Annotated in this window: 17 protein-coding genes and 3 tRNA genes; 4 read left to right on the top strand and 16 right to left on the bottom strand. The window is 68.9% G+C overall.

Annotation, left to right across the window (positions count from 1 at the left end; translation table 11 throughout):
* Positions 1-70 precede the first annotated feature (70 nt).
* From C6P61_RS10810 to trpE, 9 genes are all read right to left on the bottom strand, one after another.
* Positions 71-145, bottom strand: a tRNA-Thr gene (locus tag C6P61_RS10810).
* Positions 146-198: 53 nt separating this feature from the next.
* A tRNA-Gly gene (locus C6P61_RS10805) sits at positions 199-272 on the bottom strand.
* A 45-nt stretch (positions 273-317) separates the two neighbouring features.
* Positions 318-403, bottom strand: a tRNA-Tyr gene (locus C6P61_RS10800).
* A 36-nt stretch (positions 404-439) separates the two neighbouring features.
* A complete protein-coding gene (locus C6P61_RS10795) occupies positions 440-1,138 on the bottom strand; it encodes a uracil-DNA glycosylase (RefSeq protein WP_105729941.1) in 699 nt (232 codons plus the stop codon).
* Positions 1,138-1,935: an indole-3-glycerol phosphate synthase TrpC gene (trpC, locus tag C6P61_RS10790; protein ID WP_105729940.1), complete on the bottom strand. Its 798-nt coding sequence runs from the start codon at positions 1,933-1,935 to the stop codon at positions 1,138-1,140. The genes C6P61_RS10795 and trpC overlap by 1 nt, the downstream gene beginning before the upstream one ends.
* A 14-nt stretch (positions 1,936-1,949) precedes the next feature.
* Complete coding sequence (gene trpD, locus C6P61_RS10785; protein ID WP_105729939.1) at positions 1,950-2,984, bottom strand: anthranilate phosphoribosyltransferase; 1,035 nt, start codon at positions 2,982-2,984, stop codon at positions 1,950-1,952.
* A 43-nt stretch (positions 2,985-3,027) separates the two neighbouring features.
* Positions 3,028-4,107: a low-specificity L-threonine aldolase gene (ltaE, locus tag C6P61_RS10780; protein ID WP_105729938.1), complete on the bottom strand. Its 1,080-nt coding sequence runs from the start codon at positions 4,105-4,107 to the stop codon at positions 3,028-3,030.
* Positions 4,104-4,682, bottom strand: a complete 579-nt coding sequence (locus C6P61_RS10775; protein WP_105729937.1) for an aminodeoxychorismate/anthranilate synthase component II — start codon at positions 4,680-4,682, stop codon at positions 4,104-4,106. Before C6P61_RS10775 ends, ltaE begins: the two co-directional genes overlap by 4 nt.
* Positions 4,679-6,178, bottom strand: coding sequence for an anthranilate synthase component I (trpE, locus tag C6P61_RS10770; protein ID WP_105729936.1), 1,500 nt, complete (start codon positions 6,176-6,178; stop codon positions 4,679-4,681). The genes C6P61_RS10775 and trpE overlap by 4 nt, the downstream gene beginning before the upstream one ends.
* Positions 6,179-6,602: 424 nt before the next feature.
* On the opposite strand from trpE, the gene uvrA reads away from it, so the two are divergent.
* Complete coding sequence (gene uvrA / locus C6P61_RS10765; RefSeq protein ID WP_105729947.1) at positions 6,603-9,530, top strand: excinuclease ABC subunit UvrA; 2,928 nt, start codon at positions 6,603-6,605, stop codon at positions 9,528-9,530.
* A 10-nt stretch (positions 9,531-9,540) separates the two neighbouring features.
* Here uvrA and C6P61_RS10760 read toward each other — a convergent pair whose 3' ends face one another.
* Positions 9,541-10,362 (bottom strand): MipA/OmpV family protein, encoded by an 822-nt coding sequence (locus C6P61_RS10760; RefSeq protein WP_170067376.1) that lies wholly within the window; start codon positions 10,360-10,362, stop codon positions 9,541-9,543.
* Positions 10,363-10,456: 94 nt separating this feature from the next.
* Between C6P61_RS10760 and gorA the strand changes: the two genes are divergently transcribed.
* Positions 10,457-11,872 carry a glutathione-disulfide reductase gene (gene gorA / locus C6P61_RS10755; RefSeq protein ID WP_105729934.1) on the top strand — a complete coding sequence of 472 codons (1,416 nt, stop codon included), beginning with the start codon at positions 10,457-10,459 and terminating at the stop codon, positions 11,870-11,872.
* Positions 11,873-11,891: 19 nt separating this feature from the next.
* On the opposite strand, the gene C6P61_RS10750 is transcribed toward gorA, so the two are convergent.
* Both C6P61_RS10750 and asd read right to left on the bottom strand, forming a co-directional pair.
* On the bottom strand, positions 11,892-13,211 hold the full coding sequence (locus C6P61_RS10750; protein WP_244908876.1) for an MgtC/SapB family protein: 1,320 nt from the start codon (positions 13,209-13,211) through the stop codon (positions 11,892-11,894).
* A gap of 64 nt (positions 13,212-13,275) precedes the next feature.
* Positions 13,276-14,148 (bottom strand): archaetidylserine decarboxylase, encoded by an 873-nt coding sequence (gene asd, locus C6P61_RS10745; protein ID WP_105729933.1) that lies wholly within the window; start codon positions 14,146-14,148, stop codon positions 13,276-13,278.
* A 117-nt stretch (positions 14,149-14,265) separates the two neighbouring features.
* Between asd and ald the strand changes: the two genes are divergently transcribed.
* Positions 14,266-15,381 carry an alanine dehydrogenase gene (gene ald / locus C6P61_RS10740; protein WP_105729932.1) on the top strand — a complete coding sequence of 372 codons (1,116 nt, stop codon included), beginning with the start codon at positions 14,266-14,268 and terminating at the stop codon, positions 15,379-15,381.
* A 20-nt stretch (positions 15,382-15,401) separates the two neighbouring features.
* Positions 15,402-17,834, top strand: a complete 2,433-nt coding sequence (locus C6P61_RS10735; RefSeq protein WP_105729931.1) for an ATP-binding protein — start codon at positions 15,402-15,404, stop codon at positions 17,832-17,834.
* A 49-nt stretch (positions 17,835-17,883) separates the two neighbouring features.
* Here C6P61_RS10735 and C6P61_RS10730 read toward each other — a convergent pair whose 3' ends face one another.
* From C6P61_RS10730 to C6P61_RS10715, 4 genes are all read right to left on the bottom strand, one after another.
* Positions 17,884-18,507 (bottom strand): phosphoribosyltransferase, encoded by a 624-nt coding sequence (locus tag C6P61_RS10730; RefSeq protein WP_105729930.1) that lies wholly within the window; start codon positions 18,505-18,507, stop codon positions 17,884-17,886.
* Positions 18,508-18,528: 21 nt separating this feature from the next.
* Positions 18,529-19,095: a bifunctional pyr operon transcriptional regulator/uracil phosphoribosyltransferase PyrR gene (locus tag C6P61_RS10725; protein WP_105729945.1), complete on the bottom strand. Its 567-nt coding sequence runs from the start codon at positions 19,093-19,095 to the stop codon at positions 18,529-18,531.
* 100 nt (positions 19,096-19,195) lie between these two features.
* Positions 19,196-20,338: an aminotransferase class V-fold PLP-dependent enzyme gene (locus C6P61_RS10720; RefSeq protein WP_105729929.1), complete on the bottom strand. Its 1,143-nt coding sequence runs from the start codon at positions 20,336-20,338 to the stop codon at positions 19,196-19,198.
* A gap of 93 nt (positions 20,339-20,431) precedes the next feature.
* Entirely contained in the window at positions 20,432-21,331 is a 900-nt protein-coding gene (locus C6P61_RS10715) for a class I SAM-dependent methyltransferase (RefSeq protein WP_105729928.1), read from the bottom strand.
* Positions 21,332-21,344 lie beyond the last annotated feature (13 nt).

The raw sequence follows: 21,344 nt of genomic DNA, 5'->3' as shown, positions 1-21,344 counted from the left end.
TTCGAATTTCTCTTTTGCCATTGCTCAGCTCCGAATATGGAAATTGACTAAATTACAACGCACCGAATGATGGTGCCCATGGGCAGGATCGAACTGCCGACCTCCCCCTTACCAAGGGGGTGCTCTACCACTGAGCCACATGGGCATAATAGCCTGACGACTACTAAAAGATCACTCTACCGATACCGCACACATCATTGGAGCGGGAGACGGGAATCGAACCCGCGTCATCAGCTTGGAAGGCTGGGGTTCTACCATTGAACTACTCCCGCAACACGGCGACTGAGTTTTCACGCAGTCGCCGGTCAACAAGTATTTGGTGGAGGAGGCTGGATTCGAACCAGCGTAGGCGTAAGCCAACAGATTTACAGTCTGCCCCCTTTAGCCACTCGGGCACCCCTCCGTCAAGACCTGTATTATGCCCAACTTTCGTTGGTTCTTACAACCAGTGCAAATTTTTTTGCGCTTTTTTTTCGAGCCATTGCCGGGCCTGGCCGAAATGGCCGCAACCGATGAAGGGCCGGGGTGGCCGGCGCGCCGACAAGGGCGAGGGATGGTTGGCCTGCAGCACCAGATGGCGGCTGGCATCGATCAGGCCGAGCTTGGATTGCGCATGCGCGCCCCAGAGCAGGAACACCTTGGGCGACTCGTGGGCGCTGCAAGCGGCAATCAGCGCATCGGTCAACGTCTCCCAGCCCTGCTTGGCATGGCTGGCCGGGCTTCCCTGCTCCACCGTCAGGCAGGTGTTGAGCAGCAGCACGCCCTGTTGCGCCCAGCCCTGCAGGCTGCCACTGGCGGGCAGCACACCGCCGAGGTCGCGCGTGAGTTCCTGGAAGATGTTGCGCAGCGACGGCGGCAGCCTGACGCCGGCCGGCACCGAGAACGCCAGCCCCTCGGCCTGACCGGGGCCATGGTAGGGGTCCTGGCCCAGGATCACGACGCTGACTTCGGCCAGCGGCGTCAGTTCGAGCGCGCGCAGCGGTTGCGCCGGGTAGATCTCGGCGCCGGCCTGCAGGCGGGCCTGGACGAAGCGCGCCAGGCCCTGGCCGGCCGCGCTGGCCCAGAACGGCTGCAGCACGGGCTGCCAGTCGGCAGCTGCCGGCCAGCGCTCGGGCGCCCACTCGCGCAGCGCATTCATCAGGCCGGCAGCCCGAACAGCTCGGCCAGCGCCGCGCCCGGCTCCTTGGCGCGCATGAAGGCCTCGCCGACCAGGAAGGCGTTGACACCGTGGTCGCGCATCTTCTTGACATCGTCGCTGTTCAGGATACCGCTCTCGGTCACCAGCAGGCGATCGGCCGGCACATCGGCCAGCATGCCGAGCGTGGTGTCGAGGCTGACCTCGAAGCTGCGCAGGTTGCGGTTGTTGATGCCGACCAGCGGCGTCTTCAATTTCAGCGCACGCTCAAGCTCGGCCCGGTCATGCACCTCGACCAGCACCGCCATGTTCAGGCCGCGCGCGATTGCCTCGAGTTCGGCCATGCGGGCGTCGTCCAGGCAGGCAGCGATCAGCAGGATGCAGTCGGCGCCCATGGCACGGGCTTCGTAGACCTGGTACGGGTCGATCATGAAGTCCTTGCGCAGCACCGGCAGGTCGCAGGAGGCGCGCGCCTGCTTGAGGTAGTCGGAGCTGCCCTGGAAATACTGGCGATCGGTCAGCACCGACAGGCAGGCGGCGCCGTATTCGGCATAGCTCTGCGCGATGTCGGCCGGGATGAAGTCGGCACGGATCACGCCCTTGGACGGGCTGGCCTTCTTGACCTCGGCGATCACGGCCGGCAGGCCAGCGGCGATCTTGCGCCGCAGCGCGCCCTCGAAGTCGCGCGTCAGCAGGCGGCTTTCGGCGTCCTCGCGCATGACGGCCAGCGGGGTCTTCTGGAGTGCCAGCGCGATCTCCTCGCGTTTGGTCGCTACGATCTGGTTCAGGATGTCGCTCATGGAATGCTTTCGGTTCAGGCCGCGCTCAGCGCATGGGCCACGGTAACAAGTTGGCCGAGCTTGGCCTTGGCAGCACCCGAATCGATGGCCTGGCGCGCGCGCTCGATGCCGTCGGCGATGCTGGCTGCCACGTCAGCCGCATAGAGCGCGGCGCCGGCATTGAGCAGCACGATGTCGCGCGCCGGGCCGGTCTGGCCGTCGAGCACGCCCAGCAGCATGGCGCGCGAAGCCTCGGGGTTCTCGACCTGCAGCGCGCGGGTGCCGACCATCTGGAAGCCGAAGTCCTCGGGGTGGATCTCGTACTCGCGGATCACGCCGTCCTTCAATTCACCGACCAGGGTGGCGGCACCCAGGCTGATCTCGTCGAGGCCGTCCTTGCCATAGACCACCAGCGCATGCTCGGCGCCTAGGCTCTGCAGCGCGCGCACCAGGATGCCGACCAGGTCGGGATGGAACACGCCGAGCAGGATGTTGGGCGCGCCGGCCGGGTTGGTCAGCGGTCCCAGGATGTTGAAGAGGGTGCGCACGCCGAGCTCACGCCGCACCGGCGCGACGTTCTTCATCGCCGGGTGGTGGTTCGGCGCGAACATGAAGCCGATGCCGGTCTGCGCGATGCAGTCGGCGATCTGCGCCGGCTTGAGGTCGAGGTGGATGCCGAGCGCCTCGACCGCATCGGCGCTGCCCGACTTGCTGCTGACGCTGCGCCCGCCATGCTTGCTGACCTTGGCGCCCGCCGCCGCGGCCACGAACATGGCGCAGGTCGAGATGTTGAAGGTGTGCGCACCGTCACCGCCGGTACCGACGATGTCGACCAGGTGGGTCCGGTCGGCGACCTCGACCTTGACCGAGAACTCGCGCATGACCTGGGCCGCGGCGGTGATCTCGCCGATGGTTTCCTTCTTGGTGCGCAGGCCGGCGATCAGCGCGGCGGTCATGATCGGCGACAGCTCGCCGCTCATGATCAGGCGCATCAGGTGCAGCATCTCGTCCTGGAAGATCTCGCGGTGTTCGATGACGCGCTGCAGGGCTTGCTGGGGAGTGATGGACATGGTGTGACTCCTGTGTAAGGGGACTGGCTCGGTCGGTGCGGGATCAGTGGACGCCAGCGCTCGGCAGGGTCCGGACGAGCCGGCCGTGCGCGTGCCGGGCCAGGAAATCGCGCGTGCAGGCGATCGCGTGGTCGATGCCGGCCGCATCGACATCGAGGTGGGTCACGAAGCGCAGGCCGATCAGGCCAGTGGCGAGCACGCCGCAGGCCTGGAGATGGTCGAGCAGCGCCGGACCCTGGCCATCGGCCACGTCGACGAAGACGATATTGGTCTGCGCCGAGCGCACCGTGAGCCCTTCGATGCCAGCCAGCCCTTGCGCCAGACGCTGCGCCAGCGCGTGGTCGTCGGCCAGGCGCTCGACATGGTGGTCCAGCGCGTGCAGTGCCGCCGCTGCCAGCAGGCCGGCCTGGCGCAGGCCGCCACCGGCCATCTTGCGCACGCGCCTCGCCGCCGCGATCAGCTCGCCCGAGCCGCACAGCGCCGAGCCGACCGGCGCGCCCAGCCCCTTGCTGAAGCAGACCGACAAGCTGTCGAAGTGGTCGGCGATCTCGCGCAGGCGCGCCAGCGCCCCCTGCCCCGGCGCCGCGCTGGCGACCGCCGCGTTGAACACGCGCGCGCCGTCCAGGTGCGTGGCCAGACCGCGCAAGCGCGCCAGCGCAGTCGCTTCGGCCAGATAGGCCTCGGGCATGACATGGCCGTTCCAGGTGTTTTCCAGGCACAGCAGGCGCGAACGGGCGAAATGCGGATCGTCGGGCTTGATCGCTGCCGCGATGTCGGCGATTGCCATCCGCCCGGTCGCATCCTGGAGCAAGGGCTGCGGCTGCACGCTGCCAAACACGGCCGCGCCGCCGCCTTCATAGCGGTAGGTGTGGGCCAGCTGGCCGACGATGTACTCGTCGCCGCGCCCGCAATGCGCCAGGATGCCGCACAGATTGCTCTGCGTGCCCGAGGGCATGAAGAGCGCGGCCTCCTTGCCGGTCAGCTCGGCGATGCGCTGCTGCAGCGCGTTGACGGTCGGGTCGTCGCCGAAGACATCGTCGCCCAGCGGCGCTGCCAGCATCGCCTCGCGCATGGCCGGCGTCGGCCGGGTGACGGTGTCGCTGCGCAGGTCGACGGTCGTCATGCCTGGTCGAGGTAGTTCTTGAGCATGGCGTGGCCGTGCTCAGTCAGGATCGATTCGGGGTGGAACTGCACGCCCTGGATCGCGAGCTCGCGGTGGCGTACGCCCATGATCTCGCCGTCGTCGGTCCAGGCCGTGATCTCCAGGCAATCCGGGCAGCTGGCGCGCTCGATCGCCAGCGAGTGGTAGCGGTTGACCGTGAACTGTTTCGGCAGGTTCGCAAAGACGCCCTGCTGGGTGGTCGTGATCAGCGAAGTCTTGCCGTGCATGAGCTGCTGCGCACGCACGATCCTGCCGCCGAAGGCGGCGCCTATGCTCTGGTGCCCGAGGCAGACGCCCAGGATCGGTAGCTGGCCGGCGAAATGCTGGATCGCGGCGACCGAGATGCCGGCTTCGGCCGGCGAGCAGGGGCCGGGCGAGATCACGAGCCGGTCGGGATTGCGCGCGGCAATGCCTTCGAGCGTGATCTCGTCATTGCGGTAGACCTCGACCTCGGCACCGAGTTCGCCGAAATACTGCACGATGTTGTAGGTGAACGAATCGTAGTTGTCCACCATCAGGAGCTTGATGCGGCTCATTGCAGGCCCTCCTCGACCAGTTCGCTCGCGCGCAGGACGGCGCGGGCCTTGTGTTCGGTTTCCTTCCACTCGAGCTCGGGCACCGAGTCGGCGACTACGCCAGCGGCAGCGGCCACATGCAGCAGGCCGTCCTTGACCACGCCGGTGCGGATCGCGATCGCGACATCCATGTCGCCGGCATAGCTCAGGTAACCGCAGGCGCCGCCATAGACGCCGCGCTTGCTTAGCTCGAGCTGGTCGATCAGTTCCATCGCGTGCACCTTGGGCGCACCGCTCAGCGTGCCGGCCGGGAAGGCGGCCCTGAGCACGTCCATGCTCGACATGCCGTCCTTCAGCAGGCCCTCGACGTTGGAGACGATGTGCATCACATGGCTGTAACGCTCGATCTGGAACGCCTCGGTGACCTTGACGCTGCCGGTCTGGGCGATGCGGCCAATGTCGTTGCGCGCCAGGTCGATCAGCATCACATGCTCGGCGCGCTCCTTCGGGTCGGCCAGCAGGTCCTGCTCGGCGGCCTGATCGAGCTCGATCGTCGCGCCACGCGGACGGGTGCCGGCCAGCGGGCGGATCGTGACCTTGGTGCCCTCGGCCGTGCGCTCCTGGCGCACCAGGATCTCGGGCGAGGAACCCACCACCTGGGCGTCGTCCAGATGGTAGTAATACATATAGGGGCTCGGGTTGAGCGTGCGCAGCGCGCGGTACAGGCTCAGCGGGCTCTGGGTGTAGGGCTTGCTGATGCGCTGGCCCATCACGATCTGCATGAAGTCGCCACCCCGGATCAGGCCCTGGGCGCGCTCGACCGCGGCCAGGAAGTCGGCCTTGGCGTAGGGGCGGATCTCGGTGGCGTGCGGCTGGACCTGCACCGGCGGCACCTGGACCGGCACGTTGAGCCGCTCCTTGAGCTCGGCCAGGCGGGCCTGGGCACGGGCGTAGGCCTCGGGTTCGGCCGGATCGGCATAGACCATCAGGTGCAGCTTGCCGCTCAGGTTGTCGATCACCGCCAGCTCTTCGCAGTGCAGCAGGTGGATGTCGGGCATGCCGAGCGCGTCGGGTGGGCAGCTGCGCTCGAGCTTCTTCTCGATATGGCGCACCGTGTCGTAGCCGAAGTAGCCGGCCAGGCCGCCGCAGAAGCGCGGCATGCCGGGGCGCAACGCGACCTTGAAGCGGCGCTGATAGGCCTCGATGAAGTCGAGCGGGTTGCCGGGGGCAGTCTCGACCACGGCGCCATCGCACCAGACCTCGGTCTTGGCGTCGGCGCCAAAGCCGGTCGCCTTGAGCGCGACGCGCGCCGGCAGGCCGATGAAGCTGTAGCGGCCGAAGCGCTCGCCGCCAACGACGGATTCGAGCAGGAAGCTGTTGCGCCCCCCGTCCTGCACCGCCGCGAGCTTGAGGTAGAGCGAGAGCGGGGTCTCGAGGTCGGCAAAGGCTTGCGCCGTCAAGGGGATGCGGTTGTAGCCTTGCCGGGCCAGGTCCTGGAATTCGGTTTCGGTGATCACGATTGAGCCTCCTGCAGCCCAGTTCCCGCGCGGTGCGGGACGTTCATTCATGCCAGTGCCCTGTTTGGGGCGCGAGAGCGCGGCAGCCAGCTGGCCACGCGGTCGAGGGTGTAACGCGCAACTTATGGCTTGCGCCAAGGCCAAGCCCCCTGACCCGCTTGCGGGGCCAGGCAAGCGATGCTGCCGTTGCGAGGAATGAACATGATGAAAGCTAGTGTAGCAAACCCCCGTTTTGTTCCGGTGCGACCCGTGCAACAGCCCTGACTGGACTCGGGCAGCGGCACGCGCCTATCATGGCGGGTTGCCTGTGCCGGGCCTTGCCGCCCTCAGATTCGTGAACGATACCCAGCCCCGCCCCCTCTCCGACGCCGAATCCGCCACCGACCAGCCTGGCGCCTACCTGCGCGACGCCTGGCGCCGGCCCATGCTGAGCGTGCGCGGCGCACGTACCCACAACCTCAAGAACGTCGACCTCGACATCCCCAAGCATGCGCTGGTCGTGATCACCGGCCTGTCGGGCTCGGGCAAGTCGAGCCTGGCCTTCGACACGCTGTACGCCGAGGGACAGCGCCGCTATGTCGAGAGCCTGTCGGCCTACGCGCGCCAGTTCCTGCAACTGATGGACAAGCCCGATGTCGACCTGATCGAGGGCCTGAGCCCGGCGATCAGCATCGAGCAGAAGGCGACCAGCCACAACCCGCGCTCGACCGTCGGGACCGTGACCGAGATCCACGACTACCTGCGGCTGCTGTTCGCGCGCGCCGGCACGCCGCACTGCCCCGAGCATGGCCTGGCGCTGCAGGCGCAGACCGTCAGCCAGATGGTCGATCATGTGCTGAGGCTGCCCGAGGACAGCAAGCTGATGGTGCTGGCGCCGATCGCGCGCGAGCGCAAGGGCGAATTCGCCGACCAGCTGGCGGCAATGCAGGCGCAGGGCTATGTGCGCTTCCGGCTCAACGGCCAGGTGCTCGATGCCGAGGCCATGCCGGCACTGGCACGCCACGAGAAGCATGACCTCGATGTCGTGATCGACCGGCTCAAGGTGCGCGCCGATGCCCAGCAACGGCTGGCCGAGAGCTTCGAGGCCGCGTTGCGGCTGGCCGACGGCAAGGCGATCGCGCTCGAGATGGACAGCGGGGTCGAGCACCTGTTCAGCGCCCGCTTCGCCTGCCCGCTGTGCAGCTACGCGCTCAGCGAGATGGAGCCGCGGCTGTTCTCGTTCAACTCGCCGGTTGGCGCCTGCCCGTCCTGCGACGGCCTGGGCCAGAGCGATGTGTTCGATCCGGCGCGCGTGGTCGCCTTCCCGAGCTTGAGCCTGGCCAGCGGCGCGATCAAGGGCTGGGACCGGCGCAACGGCCAGTATTTCGCGCTGATCGAGAGCCTGGCGGCCCACTACGGCTTCGATGCCGAGTCGCCCTGGGAGAACCTGCCCGCTCCGGTGCAGCAGACCCTGCTGTATGGCTCGGGCACGGAGGAAATCGCCTTCCAGTACGCCATGGACGGCGGCCGCAAGATAGTCAAGCGCCATCCCTTCGAGGGCATCGTGCGCAACTTCGAGCGCCGCTGGCGCGAGACCGACAGCGCGACGGTACGCGAGGAGCTGGCGCGTTACCGCGCGACCCAATCCTGCCCCGCCTGCGAGGGTGCGCGCCTGCGCAAGGAGGCGCGCCATGTGCTGCTCGGCGAAGGCGATCAGCAGCGCAGCATCCACCAGATCGGACACGCGACGCTGGGCGAGGCGCTGGGCTATTTCAAGACCTTGCAGCTGCGCGGCGCCAAGGCCGAGATCGCCGACAAGGTGGTGCGCGAGATCGCCGCGCGGCTCAAGTTTCTCAACGATGTCGGGCTCAACTACCTGAGCCTGGACCGCAGCGCCGAGACGCTGTCGGGCGGCGAGGCGCAGCGCATCCGGCTGGCGTCGCAGATCGGCTCCGGGCTGACCGGGGTGATGTATGTGCTCGACGAGCCCAGCATCGGCCTGCACCAGCGCGACAACGACCGCCTGATCGAGACCCTGAAGCACCTGCGCGACCTCGGCAACAGCGTGCTGGTGGTCGAGCATGACGAGGACATGATCCGCGCCGCCGACCATGTGATCGACATGGGACCGGGCGCCGGCGTGCATGGCGGGCGCGTGGTGGCGCAGGGAACTTGCGCCGAGGTGCTGGCGAACCCGGACTCGCTGACCGGCCAGTATCTGACCGGCGTGCGCCAGATTGCGGTGCCGGCGCGGCGCACGCCCTGGCTGCCGGAAAAAGCCCCGGCAGCACCAGCCACAGCCAAGAAAGGCGCCAAGGCCAATGCCTGGACCCCGCGCGCCCAGCCGGCGCCCAGCGCCAGCGGCCTGCAGACGCTGCGCGTGGTCAAGGCCAGCGGCCACAGCCTGCGCGATGTGACGGTGGATTTCCCGGTCGGCCTGCTGACCTGCGTGACCGGCGTCAGCGGCTCGGGCAAGTCGACCCTGGTCAACGACACGCTGTACGCGGCGGTGGCACGGCATCTGTACCGCTCGCACGACGAACCCGAACCGCACGAGGCGATCGAGGGCATCGAGCATTTCGACAAGGTCATCAACGTCGACCAGAGCCCGATCGGGCGCACGCCGCGCAGCAACCCGGCGACCTACACCGGACTGTTCACCGGCATCCGCGAGCTGATGGCCGAGGTGCCGGCGGCGCGCGAACGCGGCTACGGGGCGGGACGGTTCTCGTTCAACGTCTCGTCAGCGGCCGGTGGCGGACGCTGCGAGGCCTGCCAGGGCGACGGCGTGGTCAAGGTCGAGATGCATTTCCTGCCCGATGTCTACGTGCCCTGCGACATCTGCAAGGGCCAGCGCTACAACCGCGAGACGCTGGAAGTGCTCTACAAGGGGCTCAACATCGCGCAGATCCTGGAGCTGACGGTCGAGCAGGCCTACGGCTTCTTCCAGGCCGTGCCGACGCTGCAGCGCAAGCTGCAGACCCTGCTCGACGTGGGCCTGAGCTATATCCGGCTCGGCCAGAGCGCGACCACGCTGTCGGGCGGCGAGGCGCAGCGGGTCAAGCTGGCGCAGGAGCTGTCCAAGCGCGACACCGGCCGCACGCTCTACATCCTCGACGAGCCGACCACCGGCCTGCATTTCGGCGACATCGAGCTGCTGCTGAAGGTGCTGCACCAGCTGCGCGACGCCGGCAACACGATTGTCGTGATCGAGCACAACCTCGACGTGATCAAGACCGCCGACTGGCTGATCGACATGGGGCCCGAGGGCGGCTCGGGCGGCGGCCAGGTGGTGGCAACCGGTACGCCCGAGGCGGTGGCGGCCAATCCGGCCAGCCACACCGGGCGCTACCTGGCCCGGCTGCTGGCCTGAAGCGGCGCGCTCAATAGCGGTAGGCGACACCCACGCTGGCGCCCCAGAGCTGGCGCTGCCCGACCACCGGGCTGCGCGCGGCATCGCCCAGCAGCCGCGACAGGCTCAGGCCGGCATAGCCGACCCAGTTGTGGTTGAGCGCCGTCGTGTAGCCCAGGCCCAGGCTCACGCCCTCGATGCCGCCGTCGAGCTGGTAGGGGGCGCGCAGCGTCGAGGCGGGAATGCCGTAATGACTGCGCATGTAGTCACGGTTGCCCCAGTTCGCCGAGAACGAGGTATCCCAGTAGGAGCGCTCGGACAGCGGCTGGCGGTAGCCCAGCGAGGCGGAATAGCGCCCACCCCCCTCATGCCCGAGCAGGTCATGGCTGCTGCTCAAGCCGAGCGACCAGCGCGGCGCGAAGGCATAGCCGACCGACAGCTTGCCGCGCAGCGTCGAGCGCAGGTCGGGCACCCCGGCCAGCAGCGGATCGTCACCCGAGTCGCGCCCGCCATCCCAGTTCAGCGAGGCGCCGAGCGACCAGTCCGACTTGCTCAACAGCGTCGTGCTGAGGCCGGGATCGACGACGGTCGCGCGCCCGACGTTCCAGAGCGAACTCGCGCGTCCGGTCGACAGGCGGTAGCGACCGACCCAGAAACCCAGGATAGGCTGCAGGCCGAGCTCGCGCTCGTCGGAGCCGACATGGCTCTGCGAGGAAGACAGCGCGGCACCGACCAGGTAGCGACGCACCGGTGCAGCCGACTCGGCGAGCGTCGCCTCCTGTGCCAGCAGTGGCAATGAAAACGATGCGGCCAGGGCAAGCAATGCCGCGCGGACTGAAATCTGATGGAGCATGGCAATCATCATAGGCAACAGGCCAAATCCTGGCTAGAGCGGGTGGGGGCAAAGCGCGTGACAATGGCGCTGGCAAGACAGAAAGGGCCATCTGATGAAACAATTCGACTTCGACCTGCTCGTGATCGGCGGCGGCAGCGGCGGCGTGCGCGCGGCCCGGATGGCGGCGCAGCGCGGTGTGCGCGTGGCGCTGGCCGAGGCGCAAGGCCTGGACGGCCTGGGCGGCACCTGTGTCAACCTGGGCTGCATCCCGAAAAAACTCTACAGCTACGCCGCGGACTACGCCACGGGTTTCGAGGAGTCGCGCGGCTTCGGCTGGGAGGGCGAGGCGCCGCGCCTGGACTGGGGCCGGCTCAAGTCGCGTCGCGCGGCGGAAATCAGCCGACTCAACGGCATCTACGCCAATCTGCTGCGCGGCTCCGGCGTGACGCTGCTCGAGGGCTATGCCAGGCTGACTGGCCCGCACGAGATCGAGCTCGCCACGCTCAACGCCGACGGCAGCGCAGGGCACCAGAGCTACAGCGCCGAGCGGCTGCTGATCGCCACCGGCGGCCAGCCCTACCTGCCGCATTTCCAGGGCCGCGAGCATGTCATCAGCTCGGACCAGGCCTTCGACCTCGACCCGTTCCCGCAGCGGCTGCTGGTGGTCGGCGGCGGCTACATCGCCTGCGAGTTCGCCTCGATCTTCAACGGCCTGGGCGCGCGCGTGACCCAGCTCTACCGCGGCGAGCAGATCCTGCGCGGCTTCGACGACGAGATCCGCCATTTCACTGCCGCCGAGATGCGCAAGGCCGGCGTCGACCTGAGGCTGGAGGCCGGCGTGCTGGCGATCACGCGCGAGGCCGACGGCCTGCATGTGGCGCTGGAGGACGGCAACCAGCTGGTGGTCGATGTCGCGCTCTATGCGACCGGACGGGTGCCGAATGTCGAGGGACTCGGACTCGATGGCGTGGGAATCGAACAGGGCGCCGAGGGCCGCATCCTGGTCGATGCCGACTTCCGCACCAACCTGCCCTCGGTCTACGCGCTGGGCGACGTGACCTCGCGCGTGCAGCTGACTCCGGCCGCGCTCGGCGAGGCAATGCAGCTGGTCGACCACCTGTACGGACCGGCGGCAGGCAAGCCGGCGCGACTGATGGACTACGAGCTGATCCCGACCGCCGTCTTCAGCCATCCCAATGTCGCGACCGTGGGCCTGACCGAGGCCCAGGCGCGCGAACGCTATGCCGAGGTGCTGGTGTTCCGCTCGGAATTCCGGGCGCTGCGCCACACGCTGAGCGGCAGCCAGGAGCGCACGCTGATGAAGCTGCTGGTAGATGGCGCCAGCGACCGGGTGGTGGGCCTGCACATGGTGGGCGCCGAGGCCGGCGAGATCGTGCAGGGCTTCGCGGTGGCGCTCAAGGCCGGCGCGACCAAGGCGGTATTCGATGCCACGCTGGGCATCCATCCGACCGCCGCCGAGGAGTTCGTGACCATGCGCGAGCCGGTGGCGGCGCGCGCGGCAGGCTGAAAACGGCAGGCCGATCCGGTCAGAGGTTCCAGGCCAGCAATGCCACGGCGACGGCGGTGTGGCCGAACACCCCGGGCGCCAGCCAGGCCAGGTAGCGCCAGCCGCCCGCGAACCAGGCGGTGGCCGACTTGCTAAAGGCATGGACCGAGATCGCCAGTATCGCGGCGCCCAGGGCCTTGCCGGCAGCATCCGGCGGCGCCGGCGCAAAGACGGCCGCCAGCGCGGAGTGCAGGTCGACCAGCGAGGCCAGCAGGACACCGGCCAGTGCGCCGCCCTGTCCCAGCCAGAGACCAAGGCCATAGACCAGGGCCTGCACGCCGGTCAGCAGGGCCGCCACCAGGGCCGCGTCGCGCAGGCTGAACATGCGATCGGCGTCCGGCGTGGCAGCGGCCAGCGCGCCCTCGCGGCCGGTCGTTGCCGCGCCGGCATCGACGGCAACCGGGCCTTCGGTCGGTGCACCCCGGACCAGCCACCAGCCCCAGGCCAGCGCCACCGCGGCGCCCGCCAGCGCGGGCAGGATCAGCAGGCGCAACCAGGCCGGCTGCACCGCCAGGGCCACCAGCAGGACCTGCAGCAAGGTGGCCACGCAGGACAGCAGCCCGGCACCCGCCATCAGCCGGGCATCGGAGCGGCCCTCGCGCACGGCGATGCCCATGCTCGCGACGGTCGCCGTGCTCGAGACAAAGCCCGACGCAATCGCCGACAGGGCCACTGCCTGGCGCGCATCGAGCAGGCGCCGGCTCAGGTGCGCCAGCGCCTGGATCAACAGCAGCAGCGTCAGCAACTGCGTGATCTGGTGCGGATTCAGCATCTGACCCCAGAACGGCCGGTCGGGCATCAGGGGCAGCGCGATCAGCGCCAGCGCCGCCAGCAGGATGCCGTCGCGCACCTCGGCCGGACGCAGCCAGTTGTTGGCGAAGGCGTGCAGGCGCTCGCGCGCAAACAGGATGCCGGTCTGGCCGACGGCAACGGCCGCCGCCAACGGCAGGCTCAGGATGCAGAGCACGCCGATCAGATAGGTCAGCACCAGGGCGATCTCGGTCGTGACGCCCGGGTCGTCGGTGCGCTCACGCGCCCGCGCCACCACGCACAGGGCGGCCAGGAAGATCACGCCGACCGCGACCAGGGTGGACTCGCCGGTCAGCATCGCGACCGCGCCCATGACGCAGGCGAGCGAGAAACTGCGCAGACCCGCCAGGGCGCGCGAGGGCCCGCGCCCCTTGTTGCGCTCGCGTTCGATACCGGTCAGCAGGCCGCAACCGAGTGCGGCGGCCAAGGCCTGGGCGGCATGCGCCATGCTGACCCCGTTGGGCAGCGTCGCCGAAGTGGCATCCCACATGATGTCTCCTTGGCGGAGCAGGCCCGGGGGCGCTCCGCACTGATGATGTTGACGCGATCGGCGCTCAGCGCGCAGCGGACGGGTTCGCGCGGGCGCCGAGCGCCCCCATCGACTGGCCCATGCGCACCGCCCCGCCCGCTGCCCAGCGGGGATCGAAGCTCAGCTGGCCCTGGGGGAACAGCAGCACGACCGTCGACCCGAGCAGGAAGCGCCCCATCTCCTCGCCGGCCTGCAGCGCGATCGGCAGGTCGCCATAGCGCCACTCGCGCACCTGGCCGGGACGCGGCGGGTTGACCTGGCCATGCCAGACCGTGGCCATGCTGCCGACGATGGTCGCCCCCACCAGCACCAGCACGAAGGGGCCGAAGCGGCCCTCGAACACGCAGACCACGCGCTCGTTGCGCGCGAACAAGCCCGGCACGCCGCGCGCCGTGGTCGGGTTGACCGAGAACAGCTCGCCCGGCACATGGATCATGCGCTGCAGCCGCCCGTAGCAGGGCATGTGGATGCGGTGGTAGTCGCGCGGGCTCAGGTAGAGGGTGGCGAACTCGCCGTCCTCGAACTTGGCCGCCAGCTCGGCATCGCCACCGACCAGCGCCTGGGTCGAGTAGCGGTGGCCCTTGGCCTGGAAGATCTGGTCGCCCTCGATGCGGCCGAACTGGCTGATCGCACCATCGACCGGACAGATGAAGTCGGCATCGGCCAGCGGACGCGCGCCCTCTTTGAGCGCGCGGGTGAAGAAGTCGTTGAAGGTCGCGTAGCACGCGATGTCGGGCTCGGCCGCCTCGCTCATGTCGACACCGTAACGGGCAACGAAGCGGCGGATGCTGGACTGGGTGAAGCCGCCGAGCGGACGGCGCGCCAAGGCGCCGGCCAGCTGGGTCAGGGCCCGTTTCGGGAGCAGGTATTGCGGCAATACCGCGAGACGGTCGGACAAGAGCTTACCCCTAGATGCGAAATCGGCCGATTTTAGCGATCCGCCCGCCAGCTGCCTTGACGACCCGCCCCCCGAGCCGCCAGACTGGGGGCGGATGCAAAAGTCCGGGAGGTTGCCATGATTGTAGGAACGCCCAAGGAGATCAAGAACCACGAGCACCGCGTGGGCCTGACGCCCGCGAGCGTGCGCGAGCTGACCGCCGCCGGCCAGCGGGTGCTGGTGCAGTCCGGCGCGGGAGCTGGTGCCGGCATGGACGATGCCCAGTACCGCGCGGCCGGCGCCGAGCTGGTCGACTCGGCGGCCGAACTGTTCGCACGCGCCGACCTGGTGGTCAAGGTCAAGGAGCCGCAAGCGCAGGAATGCGCGCTGCTGCGCCCGGGCCAGATCCTGTTCACCTATCTGCACCTGGCACCCGACCGGGCGCAGACCGAAGCGCTGCTGGCCTCGGGCTCGGTCTGCATCGCCTACGAGACCGTGACCGGCCCGGGCGGCGGGTTGCCACTGCTCGCGCCCATGAGCGAGGTCGCCGGCCGGATGTCGGTCCAGGTCGCGGCGCGCCTGCTTGAAAAATCCTATGGCGGCCAGGGCGTGCTGCTGTCGGGCGTGCCCGGCGTGCCGGCGGCCCGGCTCGTGATCCTGGGCGGCGGCGTGGTCGGCAGCCAGGCGCTGCAGATCGCCGCCGGCATGGGCGCGCAGGTCACGGTGCTGGACCGCAGCCTGGAGCGCCTGCGCCAGCTCGACCAGCGCTGGGGCAGCCGGATCACGACCCGGCATTCGACCCAGAGCGCGATCGAGGAGGAGCTGCTGGCCGCCGATGCGGTGATCGGCAGCGTGCTGGTGCCCGGCGCCGCAGCGCCCAAGCTGGTCAGCCGCGCCTTGGTTGCGCGCATGAAGCCCGGCAGCGTACTGGTCGACGTCGCAATCGACCAGGGCGGCTGCTTCGAGACCTCGCGCCCGACCACGCACACCAACCCGAGCTATCTGGTCGACGGCGTGCTGCACTACGCGGTGACGAACATGCCGGGCGCGGTGGCGCGCACCTCGACGCTGGCGCTCAACAACGCCACCCTGCCCCATGTGCTGACGCTGGCCCGGCAGGGCTGGCAGGGCGCGCTGCGCGCCGACTTGCACCTGCGTGCCGGACTCAATTGCTGCCAGGGCCAGGTCACGCATCCGGCCGTGGCCGAGGCCCTGGGCTACCCGCTGACCGCCGCCGAACGGCTGCTCGCATGATGCCGCGCGGAACTCAACCCATGACCCTGCCCGAAGCGCTGACGCCCGAAGTCCTCTACACCCGCTGCGACCCGGCCGCACTGGGCATCGCGAGCAGCGCCGAGCTGGCCGAACTCGACACCGCCCTGATTCACGAACGCGCGCTGGAAGCAATCCAGCTCGGACTCGACATCCGGCATGACGGCTACAACATCTACCTGCTGGGCGAGCCCGGCAGCGGCCGCCACGCGATCGTCAACCAGCTGCTCGAGAGCCAGCGCCGCACGGGCCAGCCGCCGTCGGACTGGTGCTATGTCAACAACTTCACCGATTCGAGCAAGCCCGAGCTGCTGCGCCTGCCCTGCGGTCGCGGCGCGCCGCTGCGCGACGACATGCAGCATTTGGTCGAGGAACTGACGCCGGCGATCAGCGCGGTGTTCGAGAGCGAGGAATACCGCAGCCGGGTCGAGGCGATGCAGGAGGAGGAAAAGCAGCGTGAGCTCGCCGCGGTGCAGGCGCTGGGCGACGAATCGGTGCAGCATGGCGTGGCGCTGCTCAAGACGCCGCACGGCTTCGCCTTCGTGCCGCTCAAGGAAGACCACGAGGCCACGCTGACGCAGGACGAGTTCGAGCAGCTGCCGCCCGAGCGCCAGGCCGAATTCGGCGCCCAGATCAAGGCGCTGCACGAGCGCATGCACAAGCTGATGGGCGAGTTCCCGCGCTGGCGGCGCGAACTGCAGGCCAGGCTCAAGCAGACCGGCAGCGAGGCGCTGCAGGTGACCGTGACCCACCTGATCGACGACCTGCGGCCGAAATACGCCGACCTGCCCGAGGTCTGTGCCTTCCTCGACGCGGTGCTGGCCGACATCGTCGCCAGCGGCGAATCGCTGCGCGAGTCGACGCACTCCGAGGGCGATATCGAGACCACCACCTATTCGAGCACGCTCGCGGTGCAGCGCTATCTGGTCAACCTGCTGGTCGAGCATCCGGCCGACGGTGCACGGCCGGTGATCTACGAGGACCATCCGACGCTGCAGAACCTGGTCGGTCGCGTCGAGCATGTGGCACACATGGGCACGCTGCTGAGCAACTTCACGCTGATCCGCGGCGGTGCGCTGCAGCGCGCCAACGGCGGCTTCCTGGTGCTCGACGCGCTCAAGGTGCTGAGCCAGCCCTATGCCTGGGAGGGGCTCAAGCGCTGCCTGAAGGCGGGCCGGGTCCGGATCGAGTCGCTGTACGACCTGATCGGGCTCAGCAGCACGGTACAGCTCGAACCCGAGCCGATGCCGCTCGAGCTCAAGATCGTGCTGATCGGCGAGCGCCAGGTCTACTACCTGCTGTGCCAGTACGACCCCGAGTTCGGCGCACTGTTCAAGATCAACGCCGATCTCGAGAGCGAGATCCGCCGCAGCCCGGACAACACCCAGGTCTACGCGCGCCTGATCGCCACGCTGGCGCGGCGCGAGGCGCTGCGCCCGCTGTCGGCAGCCGCCATCGCGCGGCTGATCGAGCATTCGGCGCGACTGGCCGACGATGCCGAACGCCTGACCGCGCGCACCCGGCCGCTGGCCGACCTGATGCGCGAGGCCGAGCATTTCGCCGGCCAGGCGCCATCACCCTGGATCGAACCGGCCCATGTCGAGGCGGCGCTGCAGGCCAGGCGGCGGCGCAACGAGCGACTGCGGCTGCGCTACCAGGAGGCGATGCTGCGCGGCCAGCTGCTGATCGACAGCAGCGGCAGCCAGGTCGGGCAGGTCAACGGACTGGCGGTGGTGCAGCTCGACGACAGCAGCTTTGGCCATCCGATGCGCATCACCGCGACGGTGCGTGCCGGCGAGGGCCAGGTGATCGACATCGAACGCGAGGTCAAGCTGGGCGGACCGATCCATTCCAAGGGGGTGCTGATCCTGTCGGCCTTCCTGGCGGCACGCTTTGGCGCGCGCGAGCCGCTATCACTCAAGGCCAGCCTGGTGTTCGAGCAGTCCTACGGCGGGGTCGAAGGCGACAGCGCCTCACTGGCCGAACTGTGCGCGCTGCTGTCGGCGCTGTCAGGGGTGCCGATCCGGCAGTCGCTGGCCATGACCGGCTCGGTCAACCAGCTCGGCGTGGTGCAGCCGATCGGCGGGGTCAACGAGAAGATCGAGGGCTTCTTCGACCTCTGTGCGGCGCGCGGCCTGAGCGGCGAGCAAGGCGTGCTGATCCCGCAGGCCAATGTCTGCCAACTGATGCTGCGCGCCGACGTGGTCATGGCGGTGCGCGCGGGCCGGTTCCGGATCTGGGCCGTCAGCGATGTCGACCAGGCGCTGGAACTGCTGACCGGCCACCCGGCCGGCCGACCCGACGCCCAGGGCCGGATGGCGGCCGGGTCGGTCAACGCCCTGGTCGCGACCCGGCTGGCAAGACTGGCGCCGAAACGCCGCGCGGCGGAAGCGGCGGCCGTCAGAAAACCAGCCCAGCCAAGCGGCAAGCCCTGATCTCCAGATCGTCGGGCCGCGAGATCGGCGCGCGGCCCAAGCCCAGGCATCAGTCCCTGAGCAGCGCGATCACCTCGTCGTCCTCGACCTGGTCGAAATGGCGGTAGAACTGGCCCACGGCCTGGAATGCGTCGGGCGCCGACAGACAGAAAACCTCATCGGCCAGCGGTCGTACACGCGCCAGCGCATCGGGCGCCGCCACCGGCACTGCGCAGATCAGCCAGGCGGGCTGGCGATGGCGCAGGCCGTGCAGCGCGGCGATCATGGTGGCGCCGGTCGCCAGGCCGTCGTCGACCACGATCACGATCCGGCCTGCCGGGTCGATCGGCGGGCGGATCGGCGTGTACTGGGCGCGGCGCGACTCGATGGTGCGCAGCTGCTCGTGCTTCTCGACGGCGATGTAGTCCTGATCGGCACCGAACGAGGCCGCATGGGGCGCGACATAGGTCCAGCCGCTCTCGTCGACCGAACCGACCGCGACTTCCGCCGCATAGGGTGAGCGCAGCTTGCGCACCAGCACGACATCGAAATCGCCGCCGAGCTCCTGCGCGATCAGGCGCGCCATCGGCACGGCGCCACGCGGGATCGCGAGCACCAGCGGATTACGCTCGCGGTAAGCCTCCAGCGCCTGGGCCAGCTGGCGCGCGGCATCGAGTCGGTCCTGGAACATCATGGAGGGCTCCTGGGATGAGACTCAAGCAGCACGCTGCGGCTGCAGCAATTCGATCCGGAAATCGGGCTCGTAAGGGGGCACATGGCATTCGACGATGCCGGCCGGCGCGATCTGCAGCCGCGCGCCGATCACATCGGCGTGAATAGGCAGGGTGGCGGCACAGCGGTCGGCCAGCACGGCGACGCGGATCTCGGCCGGCTGCTGGCGCACAAGGTAGTCCAGCACCCTGAGCAGCGAATGCCCGGTGTAGAGCACGTCGTCGACCAGCAGCAGCGTCCAGCCGGCCAGGTCGAGCGCCGCCTGCTGGGGCGGCTCGATCAGGCTGGTCTCGGGGTGCAGCAGGGTCAGGTCGTCGGCATAGCGCTTGACCTTGAGATCAAGCCGCAGCGGCTGCGCCAGCCCGTGCAAGCGCACCAGGCGCTCGCTGAGTCGGTCGGCCAGCGGTGCGCCACGGCGCAGGATGCCAATCACTGCGACCCGGCGCCGCCCCTGCAGCAGCTGGGCCGCCTGCAGGGCCATGGCGTCGAGCAGCGCCTCGAGCTCGGCCTCGTCGTAGAGGCAGCTTCGGCTGCCCGGCGTTGCATTCATCTCGCCCCCTTGGCCGGGGTCGAAGGCCCCGCTATTGGGCATTCTGGGCCGCGCGCCAGCGGCCGTCAATGGCCGCCAAGCGGGTGCGCGGCGGCGCCGGTCAGGCCGGCTCGGTGAGGCCGATGCGGTCCAGCGCCTCGGCCAGCTGCGCGACGCAGCGCTCGGGCTGGTGCAGCTTGTCGAGCCCGAACAGGCCGATGCGAAAGGTCGAGAAGCCGGCTGGCTCGTCGCACTGCAGCGGCACGCCGGATGCGACCTGCAGGCCCAGCGCGAGGAACTTGCTGCCGTTCTGGATGCCGGGGTCGTCGGTATAGCTCACCACCACGCCCGGGGCCTGGAAGCCGGGCGCCGCCACGCTGCGGATGCCGCGGCGCTCAAGCAGCGCGCGCACCTGGCGGCCCAGCTCGAGCTGCTCCTGGCGCACCCGTTCGAAGCCGTAGCCCTGCGTCTCCTGCATCACGTCGCGCAGCCGCAGCAGCGCATCGGTCGGCAGGGTGGCGTGGTAGGCATGGCCGCCGTTTTCATAGCTTTCCATGATCTGCAGCCATTTCTTGAGGTCGGCGGCAAAGCTGGTGCTACGGGTCGCGTCGATCGCGACGCGGGCGCGCTCGCTTAGCATCACCATGGCGCAGGCCGGCGAGCCGCTCCAGCCCTTCTGTGGCGCGCTGATCAGCAGGTCGATGCCGCAGGCCTGCATGTCGACCCAGAGCGTGCCCGACGCGATGCAGTCGAGCACGAACAGGCCGCCCGCCTCATGCACCGCGTCGGCCACCGCCTTCAGGTAGTCGTCGGGCAGGATCATGCCGGCCGAGGTCTCGACATGGGGCGCGAACACCACATCGGGCCGGAACTCGCGGATCGCGGCGACCACCTCGTCGATCGGACAGGGAATCCAGGGCGACTGCGGATCGTCGGACAGGCGGCGCGCCTTCAGCACGCGCGACTCGGCTGGAATCGAGCCGGCGTCGAAGATCTGGCTCCAGCGGTAGCTGAACCAGCCGTTGCGGATCACCAGCGCCTTCTTGCCGGTGGCGAACTGGCGCGCCACCGCCTCCATGCCATAGGTGCCGCCACCCGGGACCAGTGCCACCGAGCGGGCGCGGTAGACCTGCTTCAGCGTGGCCGAGATGTCCTGCATCACGCCCTGGAAGCGGCGCGACATGTGATTGAGCGAGCGATCGGTGTAGACGACGGAAAACTCGAGCAGACCGTCGGGATCGACGTCGGGCAGCAAGGCGGGCATGCAGGTCTCCTTTTGATGCTGGAAAAGCTTAGCATGCCACTGCCCGGCCTGTCGCCTGGGCGGGGCCGGCCTGACCTGACGACGGCTGGACGCTCAGGCGCCGAAGCGCTGCTGCAGCTCCTGCAGTCCGAGCTCGTCGAGCACCTGCTGCAGCCGCTCGCGTGCGCTGGCCTGGGCCTTGGCATTGCTGACCTTGCGCGCCAGGATCAGCTCGTTCTTCATCGAATGCTCCCAGCCGACCAGCTCGGTCACCGTGACCTGGTAGCCATGGGCCTCGAGCTCAAGGCAGCGCAGCACGTTGGTGATCTGGCTGCCGAACTCGCGCGTGTGCAGCGGGTGGCGCCAGAGCTCGCCCAGCGGCGTGCGCGACAGCGTCAGCGCCTTGTGCTTGCGCAGCACGCTGGCAACCTCGGCCTGGCAGCAGGGCACCAGCACCATGTAGCGCGCGTGGCGTGCCAGGCCGAAGGCGATCGCGTCGTCGGTCGCGGTGTCACAGGCGTGCAGCGCGGTGACGACATCGACCTCGGCCGGGATCTGGTCCGAGGTCATCGCCTCCTGCACCGTGGTCGCGACGAAGCGCATGCGATCGAAGCCCAGCCTAGCGGCCAGCTCGCGGGAGCGCTCGACCAGCTCGGCGCGGGTCTCGACGCCGTAGACCCAGCCGACCTCGCGCTGGGCGAAGAACAGGTCATAGAGCATGAAGCCCAGATACGACTTGCCGGCGCCATGATCGACCAGGCTGACGTCGCCGCGCGCCTCGAGCGCCTCCTGCAGCAGCGGCTCGATGAACTGCAGCAGGTGATTGACCTGCTTGAGCTTGCGCCGCGTGTCCTGGTTCAGCTTGCCCTCGCGCGTCAGGATATGCAGCTCCTGCAGCAAGGCGGTGGACTGGCCGGGGCGCAGCTCGGGCAGCTGTTCCTGGATGGATTTTTCGGGCGCGCGCCCGGCCCGGGACGGCTGGCGCTTCTGGTTCGACTTGATGGAGGCTGACATGCGCGGATGATAG

This window comes from Malikia spinosa (assembly GCF_002980625.1).
Taxonomy (GTDB): Bacteria; Pseudomonadota; Gammaproteobacteria; order Burkholderiales; family Burkholderiaceae_C; genus Malikia; species Malikia spinosa.
The sequence above is the reverse complement of the archived record's forward strand: the minus strand, read 5'-3'. Positions and strand labels throughout refer to the sequence as shown.